The sequence below is a fragment of the Bradyrhizobium sp. 147 genome, assembly GCF_023073935.1.
GTDB lineage: Bacteria > Pseudomonadota > Alphaproteobacteria > Rhizobiales > Xanthobacteraceae > Bradyrhizobium.
In genome coordinates this window covers 38696-61277 of record NZ_JADPKL010000141.1, presented here as the reverse complement: position 1 = coordinate 61277, position 22582 = coordinate 38696, and the positions used below count along the sequence as shown (strand labels likewise).

Here is a 22582-nt window from a genome sequence, read left to right as displayed (position 1 = left end):
GCTCGCAGGCGGCCTCAACCCAGCCGCCAGCCGACCTCCTGCGTAAAACTTTCGTAGAAGGCGCGGTCGTAGGCCTGCTCCGGCGCGGCGCGCACGCGCTCGTCGAGGCGCTTGGCGTCCTCGCCGACGAGAATGCGCCATCGCTCCGCCTTGACCCCGTCGAGAATGATCTTCGCGGCCTCGGCCGCCGTCGTCGGCGCATCCTCCAGGAAGCTGCGGGCGCGCTCGGCAAACGCCGCCTGGATGTCCTCCTCCGTCATTTTGTCGGCATCTGGCACGCCGGCCGCGATCATGCGCTTGCGGGTCAGCGCGACCTCGTCGGCATTGAGCCGGTCCGAGCCATCACTGCTCTGCACCTTGCGCGAATTGGAGACGATCGAGGTGCCGATGTGACCGGGCATCACCACCGAGCATTTGACGTGCGGCGCGTGCAAGCGGAGGTCGTTGATCAGCGCTTCGGTAAATCCCTTCACCGCGAACTTCGCCGAGCTGTAGGCGGTGTGCGCCTGGTTCATGCCGATCGAGGCCCAGAAGCCGTTGACGCTCGCGGTGTTGACGATGTGCGCCTCGTCCGCGGCGACCAGCATCGGCAGGAAGGTGCGCACGCCGAGATAGACGCCGCCCCAGCAGATGTTGAAGGTGCGCTCCCACTGCTCGCGCGTGTTGGTGAACAGGCTGCCGCCACCGCCGATGCCGGCATTGTTGAACAACAAATGGATCCGGTCCGTTTTCTGCTGGTCGGCGAGCTCGTCGCGAAAACGCTTCAGATGGTCCTCGATCGCGACGTCGGCGACATGCGTCGTGACGCGCAGGCCTTGCGGCAGCTTCTCGGCCTCGCAGAGCCGCTTGGTCTCGGCCATCGCGGCTTCCGAGACGTCGCACATCGCGACGTTGCAGCCCTCAGCCACGAGCTGCCGTGCGAGCTCGCGCCCCATTCCCGTGCCGCCGCCGGTGATGACTGCGATCTTTCCTGCAAAATCCTTCATGGGACTTCGGTCCCTCCCCTTGTCGGTATGTTTCTTCAGAGCTGCCCGCGCTGCGGGGCGCCGCGTAAAATGTAGCAGCGTCGCATCGGCAGGTAAAAGCGCATCAGCGCGATCATTCGACGCCGGTGATTTCGGGCCGCGGACTATTCACATGAGGGCATCGGCAGCCTCGTCGAGGTCACCGTGGTCCGGCGACCTCTCACCGCGGCGCATCCTTCGAGACGCGCGCTTTCAGCAGGTCCTCAGGATGAGGACACAATGCGCGGCATCAGTTTGAGCGAGCCTCATCCTGAGGAGACCGCGTGAAGCAATCGTCTCAAGGACGAGGTGTGCGCGCAAGGCCGCTCAAAAAGCCGTATGCGATAGCCCACAATCCGCCCATTGCTGAGGCCGGCCCCGTATTTGTCCGGCTTCGTGTTAGCGGGAATTTTTTTATAATCCGAATCGTCAAATCGATTCCGTACGCTGGGGCAAGTCGGCCCAGGCCAGCGTATTTGTTGCGTGTCACAGGCTCTGGCACTCCGCTTGCATCCTCTTCGTGGTCAGAAATAACCGATGAGGTGACAGGAATGTTCGTGACCGTCGTTGCCGTGCTCTGCCGGCTAAGCGCAGCCAGCTCAGGCAGTTGCGTCGAGGAAATCGTGACCGACAGCAACATGACGCCCGAGATGTCGATGATGCAATGCGCGATCGGCGCACAGGCCCCGCTTGCGAAATGGATGGGCGAGCATCCGATCTATCGCGCCAACTGGCGCCTCGATCGCTACAAATGCGTGCCTGGTCACTACGAGATCAAGGGCCACGCTTAAGCCCGTAGAACTACGACGCCGAGGAAACGCCCGGGAAGGCGCGCCCCTCTCCCTCCGCATGGGCTCGATAGCGCCAGCATCATTGAGCCGCCGCGCTCCGTGACAATGATCACGCGCATCGACCCGAAACTGTACCGCGTCCCCGCCGAGCAGATTCCCTGTACCGGCCAGCTAAAGGACGTTGAAGCCTTCAACCCGATGCCCCGTTGTGGCAGCTAACACAAATTGCGAAGCTCGAGCAGTTTCGAGATCGAAGGACTGCACTCTCCGAGTAGAAGCCAAGCAGCGGCTGCTGGGTGCGGCAATTTCGTGCCTCGCCGCAGATCTACGGCGTGATGCGCCGCAGCGAGACAAGTGCTTGCTGCGCTGCGCCTTTAGTACTCTCGGAACTAGGCATCGAACCAGCGGTATGCATTCACCTTTGTCTGCACGAGAAATGCTGGTGCAGGAACACAGGCCGATGAGTTTGCATTGTCCGTCAGTTTCATGCGTGAGGCCGATCATGCAAGTTCTTTGTAGAATGATCGCGATTGCAACAATCCCAGCTTGGATGGCGATCTGCTCGACTCCTGCTGTCGCGCAAACCTTCGACGACAGGTGGTCCATCATTCCCAAAGCACACGCGGAGCCAGTTCCTGAAGGGCTCGACCAGACAAAGAAGGACGAAACGCAATCGCAACCTTCGACCCCACAGCAAGCGCAACCTCTGACTCCGGAAGAGCCCTCGAAAGATCGTTTAGGAGCCCAATCTTCTCATCGTGTCATTTCCGGCAAAGCCTCCTACTATTCTTATCCCAAAGGCAAGACAGCAAGCGGTTCATCGTTTGATCGTAATCGGCTAACAGCGGCGCACCGCCACCTGCCCTTCGGCACCAAGTTGCGCGTTACTCACGGCAGCCGAAGCGTCATCGTCACAGTCAATGACCGCGGTCCGTTCGTCCGCAGTCGTGTCCTCGACCTTTCGCTGGCCGCTGCGCGCAGCTTGGGGATTACCGATCGTGGCGTGGCTCAGATTCGTGCAGAGGTGTTGTGAACACACAACCGGCGTCGAAGCGAAATGGCCTGCAATTCAAAGAACTCCGACGCTACTGCGCCATTATTCTCGTCAGTATACCATTTACTCTGCGGGCTGACGGCAGCGCCGAATGGCGCAAATCCGATAACCCCCGGCCCTCTACTTAAGTGACCCTGGCAGTCTCTTCTCCACCGCTGTCAAATCGCTTCGGAAAACCGTCATTCTCCAATGACATCGCTACTGTGCATGGGGTTGTTTTCGGCGTTTTTGTTTCCCGACTACCGAAGCAGCCATCCACGACTGAAGCGCGCATCCGTCACGGGCGGGAGCAGACTCCACGCCGACGGTCAATCCACCCGACAGATGAGTTGAGAAAATGGTCGGAGCGAGAGGATTTGAACCTCCGACCCCTAGTCTCCCAGACTAGTGCGCTAACCGGGCTGCGCCACGCTCCGAATGCCGTTCCATTAGCTAGGATCGCCGCCTTGTGCAAGGCGCCCGCACCAAATTGGTGTCGGCTCAAATTCCGGAACTGCCCGCAAAGCCGGCGGAACGGCCCTACCCGTCCTTCAGCGCCTGATCCAGCATCTCACGGCAGGCAACGAGGTCGGCGAGCGCCCGCCCTAGCCGCTCCCGGTCCAGCGCGCTGGGGCCAGCCGGCGCGGCGGCAGTGCCGCCCTTGCGGAAGGTGGTGAGGATGTCCTCGTCGTCGATCTCGGCGAAGCGGAAGTCGATGCCTTCCTCTTCGTCGCCCTGGTAATCGTCATCGTCGCTGTCGGTGACGCCCCTGATCGGTGCCTCGTCGTCGGGCTCCATCAAGCTCGCGCCGATGGCGTCCTCGATGGCCCCGAACGAGACCGCGGCGGCGCTGTCGGCGAGGCCCTGCACCGATTTGACGCCGTGCTCTTTCAGGATCCGCTGCACCCCGCGGATGGTGTAGCCCTCCCCGTAGAGCAGGCGGCGGATGCCCTTGAGCAGGTCGACGTCGTCGGGGCGGTAGTAGCGGCGGCCGCCGCTGCGCTTCATTGGCTTGATCTGGGAGAACCGCGTCTCCCAGAACCGCAGCACGTGCTGCGGAATGTCGAGTTCCTGCGCTACTTCGCTGATGGTTCGGAACGCATCCGGCGCCTTGTCCAAATGCCAATCCTTTCCGAAAGGCGATTACGCCTCGGGTTGAGCCTTGCTGGCGTCGCCATTGGTGCGGTGCTGGGCGTTGATCCGCTGCTTCAGGATCGCCGACGGCTTGAACACCATCACCCGGCGCGGCGAGATCGGCACCTCGGTGCCGGTCTTCGGATTACGGCCGATACGCTGACCCTTCTTGCGCACCATGAAGGAGCCGAACGAGGACAATTTCACCGTCTCGCCCTTCTCAAGGCAGTCGGTGATCTCCTTGAGCACGAGTTCCACGAAGGCGGACGATTCCGTGCGCGACAGGCCCACCTTCTGGTAGACGGCTTCGCACAGATCGACACGCGTTACGGTTTTGCTTTGATCGGTCATCGCCCTGCCCCACATCACGGCGAACAATTGTTGTCTGAAATTAGGAGCTTACGATACAACGGTCAACAGCGCTCATCAATGCAGACGCATCGATAATCGCGCTGATTCCGGCAAAATTTTATCGACTGTTGCTACCAGCGCACGAGCGCGGAGCCCCAGGTGAAGCCGCCGCCCATGGCCTCCAGGAGAACCAGGTCGCCCTTCTTGATGCGGCCGTCCCTGCGTGCCACCGACAGCGCCAAGGGAATCGAAGCCGCCGAGGTGTTGCCGTGACGGTCCACGGTCAGCACCACCTTCTCCGGCGCGATATGCAACTTGTGCGCGGAGGCGTCGATGATTCGCTTGTTGGCCTGGTGCGGCACGAACCAGTCGATGCTGTCGGCATTGAGCCCGGTCGCCTGGAAGGCATCGACGATCACGTCCGTGATCATGCCCACCGCATGCTTGAAGACCTCGCGGCCCTCCATACGCAGATGGCCGACGGTCTGTGTCGAGGACGGCCCGCCGTCGACGAACAGCTTTGCCTTGTGGCGGCCATCGGAGCGCAGATGAGTGGTCACGATGCCGCGGTCGGTCGCGGCGGTGCCCGGCTGCTCCTGCGCCTCCAGCACGACAGCGCCGGCGCCGTCGCCGAACAGTACGCAGGTGCCGCGGTCGTTCCAGTCGAGGATGCGCGAGAAGGTCTCGGCGCCGATCACCAGCGCGCGCTTATAGGCGCCGGTGCGCAGGAAATTGTCGGCGGTGGCCAGCGCGAACACGAAACCGGAGCAGACCGCCTGGAGGTCGAACGCCGCGCCATGGTTGATGCCGAGCCCGTGCTGCACGGCGACCGCGGTTGCGGGAAACGTATTATCCGGCGTCGAGGTCGCCAGCACGATCAGCTCGATCGATTGCGCGTCCACCCCCGCATCGCTCAGCGCAGCCTGCGCCGCCCGCAGCGCCAAGTGCGAGGTGAACTCGCCCTCAGCCGCCATGTGCCGTTCACGGATGCCGGTGCGCTGTACGATCCACTCGTCGGAGGTGTCGATGCGGGCCGCCAATTGGGCGTTGGTCACCACCTGCTCCGGCAGATAAGAGCCGCAGCCGAGCACGACCGAACGAATTTTCGTCACGAAACAGCCTCCTGCGCGGCCTGCACGGAACTGAGTGCACCACCCTCGCGGTTGAGCATCTGATTGATCTTGTTCAGGAGATCGTAGTGAGCCATCTCATAGCCAACATCGATCGCATAGGCAAAGCCTTCGGCGCTGATTCCGCCATGGCTCTTGACCACTAGTCCCTTCAGTCCCAGGAACACGCCGCCATTCGACTTGTTTGGGTCCATCTTGTCGCGCAGGGCCTGAAAAGCGCTGCGCGCAAACAGATAGCCGAGCTTGGACAGCCAGCTCCGCTGCATCTCGTTACGGAGTAATTCCGCCATCTGCCGTGCGGTTCCCTCGGCGGCCTTGAGCGCGATGTTGCCGCTAAAACCTTCGGTCACGATGACGTCGGCCAGCCCCTTGCCGATGCCGTCGCCCTCGACGAAGCCGATATAGTCGAGCTCCGGCAGGTTCCTCGCACGCAGGATCTCGCTAGCCTCGCGGATCTCCTCGTGGCCCTTGATCTCCTCGGCGCCGATGTTGAGCAGCCCGACCGTGGGCCGCGTCTTGTCGAACAGCACGCTCGCCATGGCCGCGCCCATGAGCGCGAGCGACACCAAATGGTGGGCGTCGCCGCCGATGGTCGCACCGAGGTCGAGCACGACGGACTGGCCACGCTTAGTTGGCCATATCCCGGTGATCGCCGGGCGGTCGATGCCCGGCAGCGTGCGTAGGTGGAAACGCGCCATCGCCATCAGCGCGCCGGTGTTGCCGGCGGAGATCGCAACATCCGCCTCGCCCTTCTTCACGGCATCGATCGCGAGCCACATCGAGGAGGTTTTGCGGCCGCGCCGCAACGCCTGGCTCGGCTTGTCCTCCATGCTGACCGCGACGTCGGTATGGATGATCTTCGAGGCGGCCTTGAGCGCGGAGTGCTTTTCGAGCTCGGGCTCGATCTTGGCGCGGTCCCCGACCAGCAGGAATTCGCTGTCGCGGTGCCTGCCAAGCGAGATGGCAGCGCCGGGAATGACCACGGCGGGGCCGACATCGCCTCCCATGGCGTCCAGCGCGATGCGAATCTTGCTTGGCATGAAAGTCCTGGAACTGGTCTCGTGCGGTCTTAAGCTAGCGGGCCGCAAAATGGGTTCGCCACGGACATGGCGGTTGGCCGAGCGCCACGCCGCACCCGGACCGGGCCGCGACAATAGCGTTTTGTACCCCCGAAACAACCTCTTGCCCCCAGCCTTTTGCATTCAGGACGATCCGCGAGCGCACCGACAAATCAGGGCGGAAACGCATTGAAATCAAACGGATGAAACCGTTCTTCAAACCAGCGCGGCAAACGGTTCGTGTCCGGTCCGAAGCGGTCCCGCCGCAAATCCAAGCTATTTGCCCTTTTTCCTGTCCTGCAGGGCCTTCAGGGCTGCGAAGGGATGGTCCTCGGGATCGAGGGCGGTGACGTCCGCCTCGAACACGGCCCCCTCCTTGCGCGGATAGGGATCGATTGCCAGAAACAGCGCGTCAGTGGCGAGACGCCCAAGGTCGATGATGCCATTGACGATCGCCTCCGGCGGGTCGGCGACCGCAGGCAGCGCCTCGTCGTCCTGTCCCTCCTCGATCAGGTCGGCCAGCCGGCGCGCCTCGGCTTCGGGAGCGAACATCAGGTCCACCTCCTCCTCGATCTCGGTCTCGATCGGATCGAGCGTGACGACGCAGGTCTGGCCGATCCGGCCGCGGACCAGCCCCGTGACCTGGATCCGCCCGCCGCTTCTCGGCACCACATCGAAGCTGGCATGAGCGGACAGGATCTCCCGCAGGCCCGCGAGCTCGGCCATGGCCTGCCGTTCGGCCGCCGAGGCCTCGAGTACGCGATGCAGGCCGGTGTCAGGGACCTGCGCCACGATGACGGGCGCCCGCCAGGGATCGGGCTCGGATCCGGTCGTCGGTCGGCTCATGGCGTGACATCCTCTGGGAGGGCTGGGGGAAACTTGAAGGACGCGCGCAAGAGCGCGGCCTCGTCGGTCCGGCCGAGATCGGCTTCTGTGGCCCGGGCATAAGCCGCGAGCCTCTGCGCCTGATCGATGCCGGTCCCGTTCAAGATATTCTTGCAGATCGCCGATGCCAGCGCCTCGCCGCCGCCCTCCATGGCCTGGTCATAGGCCTGGACGCGGCCATAGAAGGCCTCGCCAAAAGCCCGCATCCGCTTCGGCACGGTCTGGTCGCCCACCCCCATCTCGCGGAGATTGTCGTCCATGTCCTCGCAGAAGCGGTCGAACAGCGCCTGCGACAGCTCGGGGGCGCCCTGGACCGTGCGCAGGCGGCGCAGCAGCAGCCAAAGATGCAGCAGCAACAGGTCGAAACGCCCGTTAACCGTGTCCGGCACGCCCAAGTCACGGTAAAATATGGGTTCTCGCGCCTGCGTCACGATCATGCCATAGATGGCCTCGATGGTGCCCCGCGGGGCTAGCCGGGGTTTCCTGAAGTGATTGAACGGCCAAAGCATTGTGGTGTCCGCAAGCAGGCGCGCGCGTGTTGCATTCAGAGCCTCCGCCCGGTACTTCAGCGCCTCGCGCGACGCAAGGGGACGGAATCAGTTCCGCAATGACGATAACGAACCAGACCAGCCAGCGCGCAAGTCAGCGGCGCGGCCTTCACGCATGTTGGCGCGGCCTGCGCATAGTCGCGGCCGCGACCCTGGTCAGCGCGGCGCTTGCGGGTTGCACCGGCGAGCAGTTCCAGAAGGGCTACATCCTGCCGCCTGGGGCACTGGAGCAGATTCCGATTGGCGCGAGCCAGGACCAGGTGCTGATCGTGATGGGCACGCCCTCCACCGTCGCGACCCTGGACGGCGAGGTGTTCTACTACATCTCCCAGCGCTCCGAGCGTCCCGTCGCCTTCATGAACCAGAAGGTGGTCGACCAACGCGTGATCGCGATCTATTTCGACAAGAACCGGCGCGTGCGCCGGCTGGCGAATTACGGCCTTCAGGACGGCAAGATCTTCGACTTCATCAGCCGCACCACGGCGACCTCGGGTCAGGAGATGAGCTACCTCACCCCGCTGTTCAAGCTGCTCAGCTTTAACTGAGCCCTTAGGGCGTTTTCGAGCCAAGTGGATACCGGTTCGCGTAAAGAAAGCGCATGAAGAATCTGGAGCCCGTTCCGATTGCACCGGAATGGGCTCGAGCCTGCGGCGTCGTGCCGTTTCGTGCGACTTGCCGTCGCACGTCGGGTTCCCTACGCTCGCTGCAAAACGAGAAGCAGGGAGTGGACTCGTGCCCAAGACTTTTTTGTCCCGTCGTCGTGTGCTCGCTGGCGCTGCCGGCCTCTCGGCCGCAGCAATCCTGCCGCGATCGAGCCTGGCCGACTGGAAGCCCACCGAGAACGTTCGCCTCATCGTGCCGGCGGCGGCTGGCGGCTCGACCGACGTCATGGGCAGGCTCCTCGCCGCGCATCTGCAGACTGCCTGGGGCCAGTCGGCGGTCGTGGAGAACCGCTCGGGCGGTGGCGGCACCATTGGCACAGCCGAGGTGGTCCGCGCCAAGCCCGATGGTCACACCATCCTGATCGGCAATCCGGGGCCGAACGCGATCGCCTACAGCATTTTCAAGAACCTCACCTACAAGCCGGAGCAGCTCCAGCCGGTCTCCAACATGATCCGGATTCCGAACATCGTCTCGGCGCATCCGAAGACCGGCATCACATCGATTCCCGAGCTGATCGCGTACCTGAAGGCCAATCCGGACAAGCTCAGCTACGCCTCCTCAGGCGTCGGCCAGAGCCCTCACCTCACCGGCGCCTGGTTCCTTCAGCTCACCGGGTTGAAGATGACCCACATCCCGTTCCGCGGCGCCGGCCCCGCACTCCAGGCCGCGCTCGCGGGCGACATCCAGATCCTGTTCGACAATCTCTATCCGAGCCTGCCGCAGGTGCAGAACGGCACGCTCAACGGCCTCTGCGTCACCACGACCGAGCGTAGCGAGCTCGCGCCGAATCTGCCGACCATGCGCGAGAGCGCGCCGGAGCTGGCGAACTTCGACGTGTCCTCCTGGTTCGCCGTCTTCCTGCCGAAGGGCGTCCCCGCGCCCGTGCTCGAAGCGCTCAATCTCCAAGTGAAGGCGATGCTGGAGCGCGACGACATCAAGAAGCAGATCGCCGCCATGGGCGCCCGCGCCGACTACGGCACGCCGCAGCACTTCGCCGCCTTCGTGGATGCCGAGACAAAGAAGTTCGCCGCGATCATCCAGAAGGAAGGCCTGCAGATGGACGTGCAGTAACGCACAGCGTCATTCCGGGGCGGCTCCAACGAGCCGAACCCGGAATCTCGAGATTCCGGGTTCGGTCTGCGGACCGCCCCGGAATGACAATGAGAAAGAAAACCCCGCGGCTCGCGCCGCGGGGTTTTGTCTCGTTCCACTTCCGCCGCTCAATGCGCCAAGATCGCCAGCAGCAGCAAGGCCACGATGTTCGTGATCTTGATCATCGGGTTCACCGCGGGGCCGGCGGTGTCCTTGTAGGGATCGCCGACGGTGTCGCCGGTCACCGCCGACTTGTGGGCATCACTACCTTTGCCGCCGAAATGGCCGTCCTCGATGTACTTCTTGGCGTTGTCCCAGGCGCCGCCGCCCGAGGTCATGGAGATCGCGACGAACAGGCCCGTCACGATTACGCCGAGCAGCATCGCGCCCACCGCCGAGAACGCCGCTGACTTGCCGGCCGCACCTCCACCCGCGATCGCGTAGATCAGGAAGTAGACGACAATGGGCGACAGCACCGGCAGCAGCGAGGGGATGATCATCTCCTTGATCGCCGCTTTCGTGAGCAGATCCACCGCCTTGCCGTAGTCCGGTTTGTCAGTGCCCTGCATGATGCCGGGCTTCTCGCGGAACTGACGGCGCACCTCTTCCACGATCGCGCCGGCAGCACGGCCGACGGCCGTCATGCCCATCGCGCCGAACAGATACGGCAAGAGGCCGCCGAACAACAGGCCCACCACCACGTAGGGATTGTTGAGCGAGAAGTCCGGATTGACGCCTGCGAAGTAGGGATGGCGCGCGGAGTCGGCAACGAAGAACTTGAGGTCCTGGTTGTAGGCCGCGAACAGCACCAGCGCACCGAGTCCGGCCGAGCCGATCGCGTAGCCCTTCGTCACCGCCTTGGTGGTGTTGCCGACCGCGTCGAGCGCGTCGGTCGACTTGCGCACCTCCTTCGGCAGGCCCGCCATCTCGGCAATGCCACCGGCATTGTCGGTGACCGGACCGAATGCGTCGAGCGCGACGATCATGCCGGCCAGCGCCAGCATGGTGGCAGTCGCGATCGCGATGCCGAACAGCCCAGCGAGGCTGTAGGTGACCAGGATGCCGGCGATGATGACGATCGCGGGCAGCGCGGTCGCTTCCATCGAGACGGCGAGGCCCTGGATCACGTTGGTGCCGTGACCGGTCACCGAAGCCTGGGCAATCGACTTCACCGGTCGATAGTCGGTGCCGGTGTAGTATTCGGTGATCCAGATGATCAGCGCCGTGACGACGAGGCCGACCACGCCGCATTCGAACAGAGCTGTGCCGGTGTAGTCGACGCCGTCGAGCTTGCCGAAGCCGATCAAGTAGTAGATCACCAGCGCGATGCCTATCAGGGACAGGATGCCGGTCGCGATCAGGCCCTTGTAGAGCGCGCCCATGATCGACTGGCTCGGCCCGAGCTTCACGAAGAAGGTGCCGATGATCGAGGTGATGATGCAGATGCCGCCGATCGCGAGCGGCAGCGTCATCATGTTGGCGAGGATCGGCGTCTTGGCGAAGAAGATCGCCGCCAGGACCATGGTGGCGACGGCGGTCACCGCATAGGTCTCGAACAGGTCAGCGGCCATGCCGGCACAGTCGCCGACATTGTCGCCGACATTGTCGGCGATCGTGGCGGGGTTGCGCGGGTCATCCTCGGGGATGCCGGCCTCGACCTTGCCGACGAGGTCGCCGCCGACGTCCGCCCCCTTGGTGAAGATACCGCCGCCAAGACGGGCGAAGATCGAGATCAGCGAGGCGCCGAAGCCGAGCGCCACCAGGGCGTCGACGACGAGACGGCTGTCGGGCGCGAGCTTAAGCGAGTGGACCAGGAAGGCGAAATAGAGTGTGACGCCCAGCAGGGCGAGACCGGCGACCAGAAGGCCAGTGATGGCGCCTGCTTTGAAGGCGAGCTCCAGGCCGCCCGCGAGCGAGGTCGTCGCGGCCTGAGCAGTGCGCACATTGGCGCGGACCGAGACGTTCATGCCGATGAAGCCGGCCGCCCCCGACAGGATGGCGCCGATGGCAAAACCGATCGCGACATAAACCCCAAGGAAATAGGCAAGCAGCACGAAGATGACGATGCCGACGAGACCGATCGTGGTGTACTGGCGCCGCAGATACGCCTGTGCACCTTCGCGCACCGCTCCTGCGATCTCCTGCATGCGCGGCGACCCCGCATCCGCGCTCAACACCGAAGACGTCGCCCAAATCGCGTAGACGACGGAAAGCACTCCGCAGAGTACTATCAACCATAATGCTGTCATGTGATTTTTTGCCTCAGATCCTTGATGTACCCCCGGCGCCTTTTGTTGTCCGTCGTGCGGTGCGGCGCCTTGATTTTGAACAAAGCCGCCCCTTGCCCGAAGGGGCGGCCCCAGTCGGTTGCGAGCTTGCCAAAATCAAATTGAGGGTGCAACGCCGGATAAGGCCGAAACAGCCGATCTCGGCAGGTATTTAGGCCGGGCCCTGAGCGTCTGGCGCTGGCTTGGAGCGATTCCTAGAAATGGCTGTACGAAAGGCGCTTCAAAGTCAATTCCTGCCCCTGCCCATCAAGGAAGCGCGGCGGCTCTTGGCCCGCAACAATCGTGCCGATCGCCGTGACGGCAAGGCCAGCCGCCCGCCCCGAGGCGATCAGCGCATCGCTTTGCGCCGGCGGGACGGTGCACAGCACCTCGTAATCGTCGCCACCGGCCAGTAGCGTCTCGACGCCAACAGCCTTGCGCGCGACCAGGCCTGCTGCCGCAGCCGATAGCGGTATGTTCGCGACGTCGACCGTGGCCGAGACACCGGATGCTGCGCAAAGCTTGGCGAGATCGCCCGCGAGCCCGTCGGAGACATCCATCGCGGCGCTTGCGTGATCGCGCACGGCCTGCGCCAGCGCATTGCGCGGCCGCGGCACGCGATAGCGCGAGACCAGAAAATCCCGCGCGGCGGGATCGGATGTCAGCGCGCCGGCCGCAGCGCCGCCGGTGAGCACGTGGAGGCCGAGCGCGGCATCGCCGATCGTCCCCGTCACCAGAATGCGGTCGCCCGGCCGGGCGCCGATGCGACCGACCATTCGTCCTTGCGGGACGCGGCCGAAGGCAGTGATCGAGATCATCTGCGGTCCCGGCGTCGACACCGTATCGCCGCCGAGCAGCGGGCACGCGAAGCTCTTGGCGTCCTCGCCGAGCGCATCCGCAAACGGCCGCAGCCAGGCATCCTCCCCGTTGCGCAATGCCAGCGTCAGCACGAATCCGGCTGGGACCGCGCCCTTGGCCGCGAGATCGGACAGGTTCACCCGCAGCGCCTTGCGCGCGATGGTGTCAGGCGGATCAGCGGCAAGATAATGCACGCCCTCCACTACCGCATCGGTGGTGACGACGATGTCCTCGCCAGCCGATCTCAGGATCGCGGCATCGTCGACTAGGCCGAACGCGCCGGGATCGATCGCCAGCGGCTTGAAATAGCGCGCGATGAGGGAGTCTTCGCCAGAGAGATTTTGCGTGTCTGCCATCGGCGCCAGCCTCACTCCTCTCTGTCATCGCCCCGGCAAAGGCGCGAAGCGCGTCTCCAAAAAAGCGACTGGGCGATCCGGTATTCCAGAGAGCTCGGGCGACATCGATAGGCCCCGCCGTATTGGATCACCCGCCTTCGCGGGTGATGATGGCGATGTATGGGGCAATCATACCGCATCACTTCATCACCCCAGGGTATCGCTACCCACGCCCGAACTCGTCACCGCGAAACTGGCGGCCGATCTGGTCGAGGACTGCGTTGACCATGCCGGTCTCCTCGCGGTCGACGAAAGCGTTGGCGACGTCGACATATTCAGAGACCACGACGCGGCCCGGGACGTCCTTGCGGTGCTGGAGCTCATAGGCCCCGGCCCGCAGCACTGCACGCAGGATCGCCTCGATCCGCTTCAGGGGCCAGCCCTTCGACAGCGCCTCGTCGATCAGCGGATCGAGCTTCTTCTGGTCGCGCACGACGCCGGAAACGACGTCGCGGAAGAAGGCGGCCTCCGCCGGAAGGTACGTATCGCCCTCGACCTCGTTGCCGAGCCAGTGGCTCTCGAACTCCGCAAAAATGTCGTTGATGCCCGCACCGGCGATGTCCATCTGGTAGAGCGCCTGGACGGCGGCGAGCCGCGCCGCGCCGCGGCGGTTCGCCTTCTTCTCCGGAGCACCCGCCGGCTTTTTGTTGTTGTCGGCCATGGCTCAGGCCTGCGCCAGACGGCGTTTGATGCGCAGCATCACAAGCGCGGCACGTGCGGCATCGCCGCCTTTGTTGAGCTCGCTGGCGCGTGCCCGCGCCCAGGCCTGCGCTTCGGTGTTGACGGTGAGAATGCCGTTGCCGAGCGGCAGCTTTCGCGCCACGGCAAGATCCATCAGCGCGCGCGAGGATTCCTGCGAGACGATCTCGAAATGAATGGTGTCGCCGCGGATGACGCAGCCGAGCGCGATCACTGCGTCATAGGGCTTGCCGTTCGCCGCAGCCGCGTCGACCGCGATGGCGACCGCCGCCGGAATTTCCAGCGCGCCGGGAACCGTGATGACCTCATGCGTCAGGCCGGCCGCCTTCAGCTCGGCGATTGCGCCGTCGAGAAGCGCGTCCTGGAGATCGTCATAGAACCGCGCTTCGACAATCAGCGCGCGGGCGCCGGAAATGTCGGTCTGGTCTTTCAGGGGTGCGCGCCGCGCGTCTGCCATCGTTCAATCCGTTTCGAAAGGGTCGGCGCTATGTAGTCGCCGGAAGCAGGTAAGCCAAGTTCTAAAGACATGGTCATTCCGGGCGGCTCGAAGAGCCGAACCCGGAATCTCGAGATTCCGGGTTCGATGCTAACGCATCGCCCCGGAATGACGGCTACGCCGTCATTTCCGTCAGCCGCGCCGCGTAGCGAGCCATCAGATCGACCTCGATATTGACCTCGTCCCCCGCTTTCCAGCCGCCGATCGTCGTCACCGTCAGCGTGTGCGGGATGATAAGCACCGAAAAGGTCACGTCCTTCACTGTATTGACGGTCAGCGAGACGCCGTCGAGCGTGATCGAGCCCTTGGTGGCGATGAAGCGCGCCAGCTCGCGCGTCGTCGAGAGCTCGAACCGCGCCATCTCGGGCAGGTCCTCGCGGCTGAGAAGCGTCGCGACACCGTCGGCATGGCCGGCGACAATATGACCGCCGAGCTCGTCGCCGATCTTCAGCGCCCGCTCGAGGTTCAGCCGTGTGCCGACCTTCCAGTGTTTTGCGGTCGTCAGCGCCAGCGTCTCGGCGGCGGCATCGACCTCGAACCACGTCTTGTCCGCTTGAACGCCGGAGGCGACCACGGTGAGGCAGACGCCGTTGCAGGCGATCGAGGCGCCATCGGCGATGGTGGCGCGATCATAATTGCAGGCGATGCGCAGACGGTGCAGCTGCCCCTGCGCCGTCGGCGTGAAACTGACGATCTCGCCAATATCGGTGACAATGCCAGTGAACATTACGAGCGCTCGTAAACGGTGAGAGTATCCTTGTCGAATGTCTCGCTAGCATGAACCTTGTAGGCCCGCGACTGCGTGATTTTCGACAGGGGCAATGCATCGAGCGCATCGACGCCGCCAGAGCCCACCTCTTCCGTGCCGCGGAACAGCCAGATTTCGTCGACGAGGTCGGCCGCGACGAAGGACGCGGCGACACGGCTGCCGCCTTCGACCATCAGCCGCGTGATGCCTTTCTCGGCCAGCGCATGCAGCACGGCCGTGAGATCGAGTCCTGATGCACCGACCGACGGCACACGCAACATTTGCGCACCGGCCGCGCCAAGCCGTGTGGCGGCTGCGGCTTCGGCGAGTTCAGAACTCACCACCCAGAGCGGTGTTTCTCGCGCAGTGCGGACAAGCTTGCTCGCGCCGGGAATGCGCAGGTTCTGATCGAGCACGACCCGCACCGGCGAGCGCGCCCCCATGCCCGGCAGGCGGCAGGTGAGCATCGGATCGTCCGCCAGCACCGTGCCGATGCCGACCAGGATGGCATCGCTCTGAGCGCGCAAGAGATGCACGCGATTGCGCACCGCCTCGCCGGTGATCGCGACCGGCTTGCCGCCGGCCGCGCCGATCTTGTCGTCAGGCGAGACCGCAAGCTTCAGGATCACGTGAGGACGCTTGTCCCGGATGCGACGGAAATGCCCGGCGTGATCGAACGCAGCCTCTGCCGCGCACAGACCGACGTCCACCATTATGCCGGCTGCCCGCAAGCGCGCATGACCCTGGCCGGCGACTTCAGGATTGGGATCCTCGATCGCCGCTACGACCCGCTCGATCCCGGCGGCGATCACCGCATCGGCGCAAGGCGGCGACTTGCCGAAATGCGAGCACGGCTCCAGCGTGACATAGAGCGTGGCGCCGCGCGCCGCTTCGCCTGCCCGCCGCAAGGCTTCGGGCTCGCCATGCGGCCGCCCGCCAGGCTGTGTCCAGCCGCGACCGACGATCACGCCGTCCTTGACGATGACCGCGCCGACGGCCGGATTAGGCCAGGTGCGGCCCTGCCCGCGGCGCCCAAGCGCCAGCGCGAGCTGCATGAAGCGGAGATCGGCATCCTTGCCCTCACGGGCCTTCTGCGCCAACTGATCTTCCAGGATGCGGAAGATCATTTGCGGATCGCGGCGAGCCGCGCTTCCTCCTCACCGGAGAGCTCGCCGAGCACGTCGGCGAAATCCTTGGCCTCGCGGAAATTGCGGTAGACGGAAGCAAAGCGCACATAGGCGACGTCGTCGAGCGTGCGCAGATGCTCCATCACGGTCTCGCCGATCACCTCGGAGGAGATCTCCGCCTCACCGCCGGTCTCGAGCTCGCGCACGATGGTGGAGACCATCTTCTCCACCCGCTCCGGCTCGACCTGCCGCTTGCGCAGCGAGATCTGCACCGAGCGCATCAGCTTGTCGCGGTCGAACGGCACGCGGCGGCCGTTGCGCTTGATCACCGTGAGCTCGCGCAGCTGCACGCGCTCGAAGGTGGTGAAGCGGAAATTGCAGGCGACGCACACGCGCCGCCTGCGGATGACGGACGAATCCTCGGTCGGACGCGAGTCCTTTACCTGCGTATCGAGACTGTTGCAGTTCGGGCAGCGCATCCGTGTACCTTGACCTTACTGGTAGATCGGGAACCGGTCGGTGAGCGCCTTGACCCGTTCCTTGATCGCCGCTTCCACGAGCGGCGCCTTGCCGTCGTCGGATTGTGCGATCGCGTTGAGCACTTCGGCGATCATGCCGCCGACCTGCTGGAATTCGGCGACACCGAAACCGCGGGTGGTCGCGGCCGGAGTGCCGAGGCGGAGGCCGGAGGTGACGAACGGCTTTTCGGGATCGAACGGAATGCCGTTCTTGTTGCAGGTGATGGCGGCGCGGACCAGCGCCTTCTCCGAGACGTTGCCCTTCAGGCCCTTCGGCCTGAGGTCAACGAGCATCAGATGGTTGTCGGTGCCGCCCGAGACAATATCGAACCCATGGCTCTTCATCGCCTCGGCCAGCGCCTTGGCATTCTCGACGACGTTCTTGGCGTAGACCTTGAAGTCCGGACGCAGCGCTTCGCCGAAGGCGACCGCCTTCGCCGCGATCACATGCATCAGGGGACCTCCCTGCAGGCCCGGGAAAATCGCCCCGTTTAGCTTCTTGGTCAGCGTCTCGTCGTTCCAGAGCATCAGGCCGCCACGCGGACCGCGCAGCGATTTGTGCGTCGTGGTGGTGGTGACGTGGGCATAGGGCACCGGCGAGGCGTGCACGCCGCCGGCGACGAGCCCGGCGAAGTGAGCCATGTCGACCAGCAGATACGCGCCGACGCTATCGGCGATCTCGCGGAAACGCTTGAAGTCCCAGGCGCGAGAATAGGCCGAGCCGCCCGCGACGATCAGCTTCGGCTTGACCTCTTCGGCCTGCTTGGCGACCGCGTCCATGTCGATGATCTGGTCCTCGCGGCGCACGGTGTAGTGCGCGGCCTTGAACCACTTGCCGCTCATGTTGACGGGCGAGCCGTGGGTGAGATGGCCGCCGGCCGCAAGATCAAGACCCATGAAGGTGTCGCCCGGCTGGAGCAGCGCCAGGAACACCGCCTGATTCATCTGGCTGCCGGAGTTCGGTTGCACGTTGGCAAAGTTGGCGCCGAACAGCTTCTTGGCGCGATCGATCGCAAGGTTCTCGGCGACGTCGACCCACTCACAACCGCCGTAGTAGCGCGCGCCCGGATAGCCTTCCGCATATTTGTTGGTCATCACCGAACCCTGCGCTTCCAGCACGGCCCGGCTGACGATGTTCTCGGAGGCGATCAGCTCGACCTCATGGCGCTGCCGGCCGAGCTCGCCCTTGATGGCGGCGGCGATGTCCGGGTCGGCCTCCTCGAGCGAGGCGGTGAAAAACGAATCGGGCGCGGAAGCGGTTTTGGCTGAGGTCATCTTGCGAATATCTCCACCGCCGCAGCCTTTTGGCGGGCTACGGGCGGGTCTGGTGTGGCGGTCGGAAGCATGCGCGATCTACCACATTGCCCGCTCCCGGCCAAGCATTTGCGGGTCCGGCCTGAGATTTGTGCAAGATATGGTGGGGATTGGAGGTTCTCGGCATTGGAGCGGTTTCATAGAACCGCGCCTTCCGCGAATGTCCGGACAGAACCACTTTGGACCGCACCTCGCCCAACGGCCGGCGGCCCCAGCCGGCGCGGTTTTAAAGCCCGGTATACCCCGCTTTCACGGGGTCCACGCTGCCGTCGAGCTGCCGCAGATAAGTCAGGCCGCAGACCGTCAAGCGGTGGGGGTCCTTCTCGCCGGCCTCCATCAAGGTAGTGAGATAGTTCGTGACCTTGGCCCGTGCCTCCTCGCTTGCCGCCGCGGTGCGGTTGGCGAGCAGGTCATAGGTCTGCATGATGCGGTCGATGGCGGCTTCCATGGCACCCTCTGGTTCTCTCGAATTTTGGGAGTTTTGATCAGGCAACCGCTCGAGCCTCGGACTGCATCTCAAACCCGGTGATCGCCTTGTTGGCGAGCCTGATCTTGTTGAATTCGCCCTGCTGGAGCAGCTTGACGATGATCCCGAGTAGGCGCTCGTCGGTGACGAGGGAATGTGGGATCGCGCCGGAGCGGCGAAGGTAGTTGGCCGCAATCGCGTAGGCTTCGCTCACAAGTTCCACGTTCAGCGCCTGAAGCCCACGCTCGACCAGCATCGACGTTTCTCCGATCCGAAGGAGATAAGCGCCGAGCCCGGAACTGGTTCCTCACAACCAGACATTTTTTTTCGCACCGCAAAAAGTAAAACGCACCGGTCCCGGACGAAATCCGGGCCGGCGCTCTTTGGGGAAGTTGAGGCACGTTCGGGCGGCTTGCCGGTCTTGTTTGGGGCCGGCTTGGCCTCCCTTGGAACTCAGAGCCGATACAGGATCTGGTCGGTCCAGAACCGCTCGAGACGGTGCAGCGACTTGTTGAGGGTCGAGAATTCCTCGCCCGAGATGCCGCCGACCTGCTCCACTGTCTTGACGTGCTTCTGGTAGAGCGCATCGACGATGCGGCGGATTTCCTGGCCCTGCGGGGTCAGGCGGATGCGCACCGAGCGGCGATCAACGCGCGAGCGCTGATGATCGAGGAAACCGAGCTCGACGAGCTTCTTCAGATTGTAGGAGACGTTGGAGCCGAGATAGTAACCGCGCGTGCGCAACTCGCCCGCGGTCAGCTCCTTGTCACCGATGTTGTAGAGCAAGAGCGCCTGGACCGAATTGATGTCCGCACGGCCGCGGCGATCGAACTCGTCCTTGATCACGTCGAGGAGCCGGCGATGCAGCCGCTCCACCAGAGTCAAAGCTTCCAGATAGAGCGACTGCACCGAACCCTGCTGGCCGGAGACGCGCTCTGCGGTATCTGCCGCAGTTGCGACGGCTTTCATCATGACACTTCCCCTGTTGTCGTTTTTATCGACACTTATTCGACGAAACTTGTGTCCCGCCTGATAGGTGCAACTTAAGGGGCTCGTTTGAAGAACGGCTTAAATAAGAGAATAAAGAGATCATGAATTAAAGACAGTGAATTGCGGATTAAGCCTGTGCTACAAGCACTTTTCGCAACACTCTGTTGACCCTCGCAAGGTCCTGTTCACCCTCCGTCCGCCCCCCTTGTCGCATTCCAGCACAGCCCCGCCCCGTTTCGAAACGCGGGCGTAACAGCTGTGGCGGAACAACGCTGGTCAACGAAAACTTACCGCAAATTTTAGGCAACCAACGGTCAACCAAACGCGCACAACTGCGCGAGCTCCGCTTTGTGTCCCGGACAAGCGAAGCGCAGATCCGGGACCCAGCAGGCGCGAAATTGCGGTGAGATGGGCCCCGGCTCTGCAACGCATCACGCCGCACTGGACGATGCTTCGCATCGCCAGGGGCGCGCCGCATTGCGTCCGGGGCACGCGAGCATCTTTGATCGCGTCGAGAAACGCTGCTACGGCGGTCGTTCCCGCGCAGCCATCCAGGCCAGCGCGAGATAGGCGGCGAGCATGAACGCTTCGACACCGACCACGACCAGGCTGCCGCCGTAGATGCCGGGAAACATCAGCTCGATCACCGCCATCGACACTACGGTCGTCAGCCACACCACGGCGCCCCAGGGCGTCGCCAGCCAGAGACCAACTGCTGCGACGAGCTCGATCACGGCGAAGTAGACGGTTGCGGCCTGCCAAGCCATCGCCTGGTTCTCGAAAGCCTCGTCCTCGCCGCCGACGAAACCCGTCACTTGCGCCCAGTGATAGAGACCCTTCAGGATCGAGAGCAGCGCCATCACACGCAGGAACAGCACGAGCCGGCGCGTCCAGACATTGTCATCGGACGCAGAGCGCTCCGACGAGATCGCCGCCACCGACAACGCGCTATCCCTGGCGCTGTCTCTGGCATTGTCCCGGGCGCTGTCGCGGGCCGCATCGCGTGTGGAGATCTCGGACATGGCCCCCTTCTGGCTGCTTCGCCCCGCAAAATCAATCGGCTGCCATCCCTTGCGGCAGGTCAAGCCGCGGTGACGGGAACCATGCGAGCTGGTATAAGAATAATTCCAGCCGGAGGAAGAGTGATGGCGATCAAATACGGACGTCCGATCGAATTGCGCGAGGTTTCGCGCCGGGATGGCGCCAGCGCCTCCCCTGCCCTCGATCTGACCGTCCGTCCGCGCCGCAACCGCAAGGCCGAGTGGGCCCGGCGCCTGGTGCGCGAGAATGTCGTCACCACGGATGATCTGATCTGGCCGCTGTTCCTGATCGACGGCAACGACAAGCGCGAGCCCGTTGCCTCGATGCCCGGCGTCGACCGCCTCAGCGTCGACCAGGCGGTGCGCGAGGCCGAGCGCGCCATGAAGCTCACCATCCCCTGTATCGCGCTGTTTCCCTATACCGACCCGTCCTTACGCGACGAGGAAGGATCGGAAGCGACCAACCCGAACAATCTGGTCTGCCAAGCTGTGCGCGCGATCAAGAAGGAGTTTCCGGAGCTCGGCATTCTCTGCGACGTCGCGCTCGATCCCTTCACCAGTCATGGCCATGACGGCCTGATCTCCGACGGCAAGATCTTGAATGACGAGACGGTCGCGGTGCTGGTGCGCCAGGCCCTGGTGCAGGCCGAAGCCGGGTGCGACATCATCGCGCCTTCGGACATGATGGACGGCCGCGTCGCCGCGATCCGCGAGGGGCTCGACCGCTCAGGCCTGCTCGACGTGCAGATCATGGCCTATGCGGCCAAATACGCTTCCGCCTTCTATGGCCCGTTCCGCGACGCCATCGGCTCGGCCAAGACGCTCATCGGCGACAAGCGCACCTACCAGATGGACAGCGCCAATACCGACGAAGCACTGCGCGAGGTCGAGCTCGACATCACCGAGGGCGCCGACATGGTGATGGTGAAGCCCGGCATGCCTTATCTGGACGTGGTCCGCCGTGTGAAGGATACTTTTGCGATGCCGACCTTCGCCTACCAGGTCTCCGGCGAATACGCGATGATCGCGGCCGCGGCCAATAACGGCTGGCTCGACGGCGAGCGCGCGATGATGGAAAGCCTGCTCGCCTTCAAGCGCGCCGGCGCCGACGGTGTGCTGAGCTACTTTGCGCCGAAAGTCGCGGAGAAGCTGCGGGCGCAGGGGTCATAAACGCCCACCGCCTCTTCGATGTCGTCGCGGCGAAGGCCGGCCACCTGTCCTGGTCTTCGCGAGGACGACGATGGAGGCGTCGCGCCGGCGCATCCCCGCCGCGCCGCTCCGCCGCCGAATTGCCAGAATATTTTCGCTTGTTGATCCCAGCGCGCCCTTGGCATGCGAACGCCCTGTTCCCATGTCCTGCCACGGGGGTTCGCTGGGAGAACGGACATGTCGGACTCGGGCAATTCAGGCGCCTGGCGCAACGGCGGCCTGCAGCCGCACGCCTACGATCCCTATCTGCATCCGGAGCTGTTCCGCGGTGTTGCGACGCGGCGGGTGTTCGCCTTCCTGGTCGACATGGTCGTGATCTCGGTGCCGGTGATCCTCGGCTATATCTTCATCGCCTTGTTCGGTGTGGTCACGCTCGGCATCGGTTGGGCGCTGTTCTGGATCGCCTGGCCGGCCTCGGTGGTCTGGGCCATCATCTATTACGGCGCGAGCATCGGCGGCCCTTCCTCCGCGACGGTGGGCATGCGCCTGATGGATCTGGAACTGCGCACCTGGTACGGCGCGCCCGGCTACTTCGTGCTCGGCGCCACCCATGCGGTGCTGTTCTGGGTGATGGTCTCGTTCCTGTCGCCCTTCGTGGTGCTGGTCGGCCTGTTCAACGGCCGCCGTCGCCTGCTGCATGATTTCGTCTTGGGAACGGTCGTGATCAACAATTCGGTCCGCGTACCCGCGCCCCAGGCCGCAAGGACGTTCTGATCAAGGACCTATCAACCCGGATCTTCTAAGCTGACTGATCTGATCTGCCGAG

At 64.0% G+C, this 22582-nt stretch carries 25 protein-coding genes and 1 tRNA gene; 6 read left to right on the top strand and 20 right to left on the bottom strand.

Annotated elements, in window-relative coordinates:
* Positions 1 to 14: 14 nt before the first annotated feature.
* A complete protein-coding gene (locus IVA87_RS33615) occupies positions 15 to 986 on the bottom strand; it encodes an SDR family NAD(P)-dependent oxidoreductase (protein ID WP_247337353.1) in 972 nt (323 codons plus the stop codon).
* A 569-nt stretch (positions 987 to 1555) separates the two neighbouring features.
* Here IVA87_RS33615 and IVA87_RS33610 point away from each other — a divergent pair.
* Together IVA87_RS33610 and IVA87_RS33605 are read left to right on the top strand one after the other, a co-directional pair.
* A complete protein-coding gene (locus IVA87_RS33610) occupies positions 1556 to 1795 on the top strand; it encodes a hypothetical protein (protein ID WP_247299591.1) in 240 nt (79 codons plus the stop codon).
* Positions 1796 to 2315: 520 nt separating this feature from the next.
* On the top strand, positions 2316 to 2828 hold the full coding sequence (locus tag IVA87_RS33605; RefSeq protein ID WP_247299593.1) for a septal ring lytic transglycosylase RlpA family protein: 513 nt from the start codon (positions 2316 to 2318) through the stop codon (positions 2826 to 2828).
* A 359-nt stretch (positions 2829 to 3187) separates the two neighbouring features.
* Here IVA87_RS33605 and IVA87_RS33600 read toward each other — a convergent pair.
* The 7 genes from IVA87_RS33600 to IVA87_RS33570 form a co-directional block, all read right to left on the bottom strand.
* A tRNA-Pro gene (locus IVA87_RS33600) sits at positions 3188 to 3265 on the bottom strand.
* A 103-nt stretch (positions 3266 to 3368) separates the two neighbouring features.
* Positions 3369 to 3947, bottom strand: coding sequence for a MerR family transcriptional regulator (locus IVA87_RS33595; protein WP_247299595.1), 579 nt, complete (start codon positions 3945 to 3947; stop codon positions 3369 to 3371).
* Between the two features lie 24 nt (positions 3948 to 3971).
* On the bottom strand, positions 3972 to 4313 hold the full coding sequence (locus IVA87_RS33590; RefSeq protein ID WP_018456841.1) for an integration host factor subunit alpha: 342 nt from the start codon (positions 4311 to 4313) through the stop codon (positions 3972 to 3974).
* A gap of 131 nt (positions 4314 to 4444) precedes the next feature.
* Positions 4445 to 5425: a beta-ketoacyl-ACP synthase III gene (locus tag IVA87_RS33585; protein ID WP_247337351.1), complete on the bottom strand. Its 981-nt coding sequence runs from the start codon at positions 5423 to 5425 to the stop codon at positions 4445 to 4447.
* Positions 5422 to 6483, bottom strand: coding sequence for a phosphate acyltransferase PlsX (gene plsX / locus IVA87_RS33580; protein WP_247299598.1), 1062 nt, complete (start codon positions 6481 to 6483; stop codon positions 5422 to 5424). Before plsX ends, IVA87_RS33585 begins: the two co-directional genes overlap by 4 nt.
* A gap of 294 nt (positions 6484 to 6777) precedes the next feature.
* Positions 6778 to 7347, bottom strand: a complete 570-nt coding sequence (locus IVA87_RS33575) for a DUF177 domain-containing protein (RefSeq protein ID WP_247299607.1) — start codon at positions 7345 to 7347, stop codon at positions 6778 to 6780.
* A complete protein-coding gene (locus IVA87_RS33570) occupies positions 7344 to 7895 on the bottom strand; it encodes a ubiquinol-cytochrome C chaperone family protein (RefSeq protein WP_247337349.1) in 552 nt (183 codons plus the stop codon). Before IVA87_RS33570 ends, IVA87_RS33575 begins: the two co-directional genes overlap by 4 nt.
* A gap of 98 nt (positions 7896 to 7993) precedes the next feature.
* Here IVA87_RS33570 and IVA87_RS33565 point away from each other — a divergent pair, with 98 nt between their 5' ends.
* Entirely contained in the window at positions 7994 to 8479 is a 486-nt protein-coding gene (locus IVA87_RS33565; protein ID WP_247299612.1) for an outer membrane protein assembly factor BamE, read from the top strand.
* Positions 8480 to 8666: 187 nt separating this feature from the next.
* A complete protein-coding gene (locus tag IVA87_RS33560; RefSeq protein WP_247299614.1) occupies positions 8667 to 9668 on the top strand; it encodes a tripartite tricarboxylate transporter substrate binding protein in 1002 nt (333 codons plus the stop codon).
* 149 nt (positions 9669 to 9817) lie between these two features.
* On the opposite strand, the gene IVA87_RS33555 is transcribed toward IVA87_RS33560, so the two are convergent.
* The 12 genes from IVA87_RS33555 to IVA87_RS33500 all read right to left on the bottom strand — a co-directional run bounded on the left by IVA87_RS33555 (position 9818) and on the right by IVA87_RS33500 (position 20589).
* The gene (locus IVA87_RS33555) at positions 9818 to 11938 is read right to left on the bottom strand and encodes a sodium-translocating pyrophosphatase (RefSeq protein WP_247299616.1); all 2121 of its coding nucleotides are present in this window, start codon (positions 11936 to 11938) and stop codon (positions 9818 to 9820) included.
* Between the two features lie 233 nt (positions 11939 to 12171).
* Positions 12172 to 13170 carry a thiamine-phosphate kinase gene (gene thiL, locus IVA87_RS33550; protein ID WP_247337348.1) on the bottom strand — a complete coding sequence of 333 codons (999 nt, stop codon included), beginning with the start codon at positions 13168 to 13170 and terminating at the stop codon, positions 12172 to 12174.
* Between the two features lie 202 nt (positions 13171 to 13372).
* Positions 13373 to 13870 (bottom strand): transcription antitermination factor NusB, encoded by a 498-nt coding sequence (gene nusB / locus IVA87_RS33545; RefSeq protein WP_027548253.1) that lies wholly within the window; start codon positions 13868 to 13870, stop codon positions 13373 to 13375.
* Positions 13871 to 13873: 3 nt separating this feature from the next.
* Complete coding sequence (ribH, locus tag IVA87_RS33540; RefSeq protein WP_247299620.1) at positions 13874 to 14365, bottom strand: 6,7-dimethyl-8-ribityllumazine synthase; 492 nt, start codon at positions 14363 to 14365, stop codon at positions 13874 to 13876.
* 154 nt (positions 14366 to 14519) lie between these two features.
* A complete protein-coding gene (locus IVA87_RS33535; RefSeq protein ID WP_247299622.1) occupies positions 14520 to 15131 on the bottom strand; it encodes a riboflavin synthase in 612 nt (203 codons plus the stop codon).
* Positions 15131 to 16279, bottom strand: a complete 1149-nt coding sequence (gene ribD / locus IVA87_RS33530; protein ID WP_247337345.1) for a bifunctional diaminohydroxyphosphoribosylaminopyrimidine deaminase/5-amino-6-(5-phosphoribosylamino)uracil reductase RibD — start codon at positions 16277 to 16279, stop codon at positions 15131 to 15133. The genes IVA87_RS33535 and ribD overlap by 1 nt, the downstream gene beginning before the upstream one ends.
* Positions 16276 to 16758, bottom strand: coding sequence for a transcriptional regulator NrdR (gene nrdR / locus IVA87_RS33525; protein ID WP_011087793.1), 483 nt, complete (start codon positions 16756 to 16758; stop codon positions 16276 to 16278). The genes ribD and nrdR overlap by 4 nt, the downstream gene beginning before the upstream one ends.
* Before the next feature lie 15 nt (positions 16759 to 16773).
* The gene (glyA, locus tag IVA87_RS33520; RefSeq protein WP_247337344.1) at positions 16774 to 18072 is read right to left on the bottom strand and encodes a serine hydroxymethyltransferase; all 1299 of its coding nucleotides are present in this window, start codon (positions 18070 to 18072) and stop codon (positions 16774 to 16776) included.
* Between the two features lie 265 nt (positions 18073 to 18337).
* Positions 18338 to 18559, bottom strand: coding sequence for a hypothetical protein (locus IVA87_RS33515; RefSeq protein ID WP_028144414.1), 222 nt, complete (start codon positions 18557 to 18559; stop codon positions 18338 to 18340).
* Between the two features lie 37 nt (positions 18560 to 18596).
* Complete coding sequence (locus IVA87_RS33510; RefSeq protein ID WP_247337342.1) at positions 18597 to 18833, bottom strand: hypothetical protein; 237 nt, start codon at positions 18831 to 18833, stop codon at positions 18597 to 18599.
* A gap of 197 nt (positions 18834 to 19030) precedes the next feature.
* Positions 19031 to 19549, bottom strand: a complete 519-nt coding sequence (locus IVA87_RS33505; RefSeq protein ID WP_247337340.1) for a MarR family winged helix-turn-helix transcriptional regulator — start codon at positions 19547 to 19549, stop codon at positions 19031 to 19033.
* 542 nt (positions 19550 to 20091) lie between these two features.
* Positions 20092 to 20589 (bottom strand): DUF6163 family protein, encoded by a 498-nt coding sequence (locus tag IVA87_RS33500; RefSeq protein WP_247299628.1) that lies wholly within the window; start codon positions 20587 to 20589, stop codon positions 20092 to 20094.
* A gap of 123 nt (positions 20590 to 20712) precedes the next feature.
* Between IVA87_RS33500 and hemB the strand changes: the two genes are divergently transcribed.
* Both hemB and IVA87_RS33490 read left to right on the top strand, forming a co-directional pair.
* Positions 20713 to 21777 carry a porphobilinogen synthase gene (gene hemB, locus IVA87_RS33495; protein ID WP_247299629.1) on the top strand — a complete coding sequence of 355 codons (1065 nt, stop codon included), beginning with the start codon at positions 20713 to 20715 and terminating at the stop codon, positions 21775 to 21777.
* 216 nt (positions 21778 to 21993) lie between these two features.
* Complete coding sequence (locus IVA87_RS33490; RefSeq protein WP_247299631.1) at positions 21994 to 22530, top strand: RDD family protein; 537 nt, start codon at positions 21994 to 21996, stop codon at positions 22528 to 22530.
* Positions 22531 to 22582: the final 52 nt, after the last annotated feature.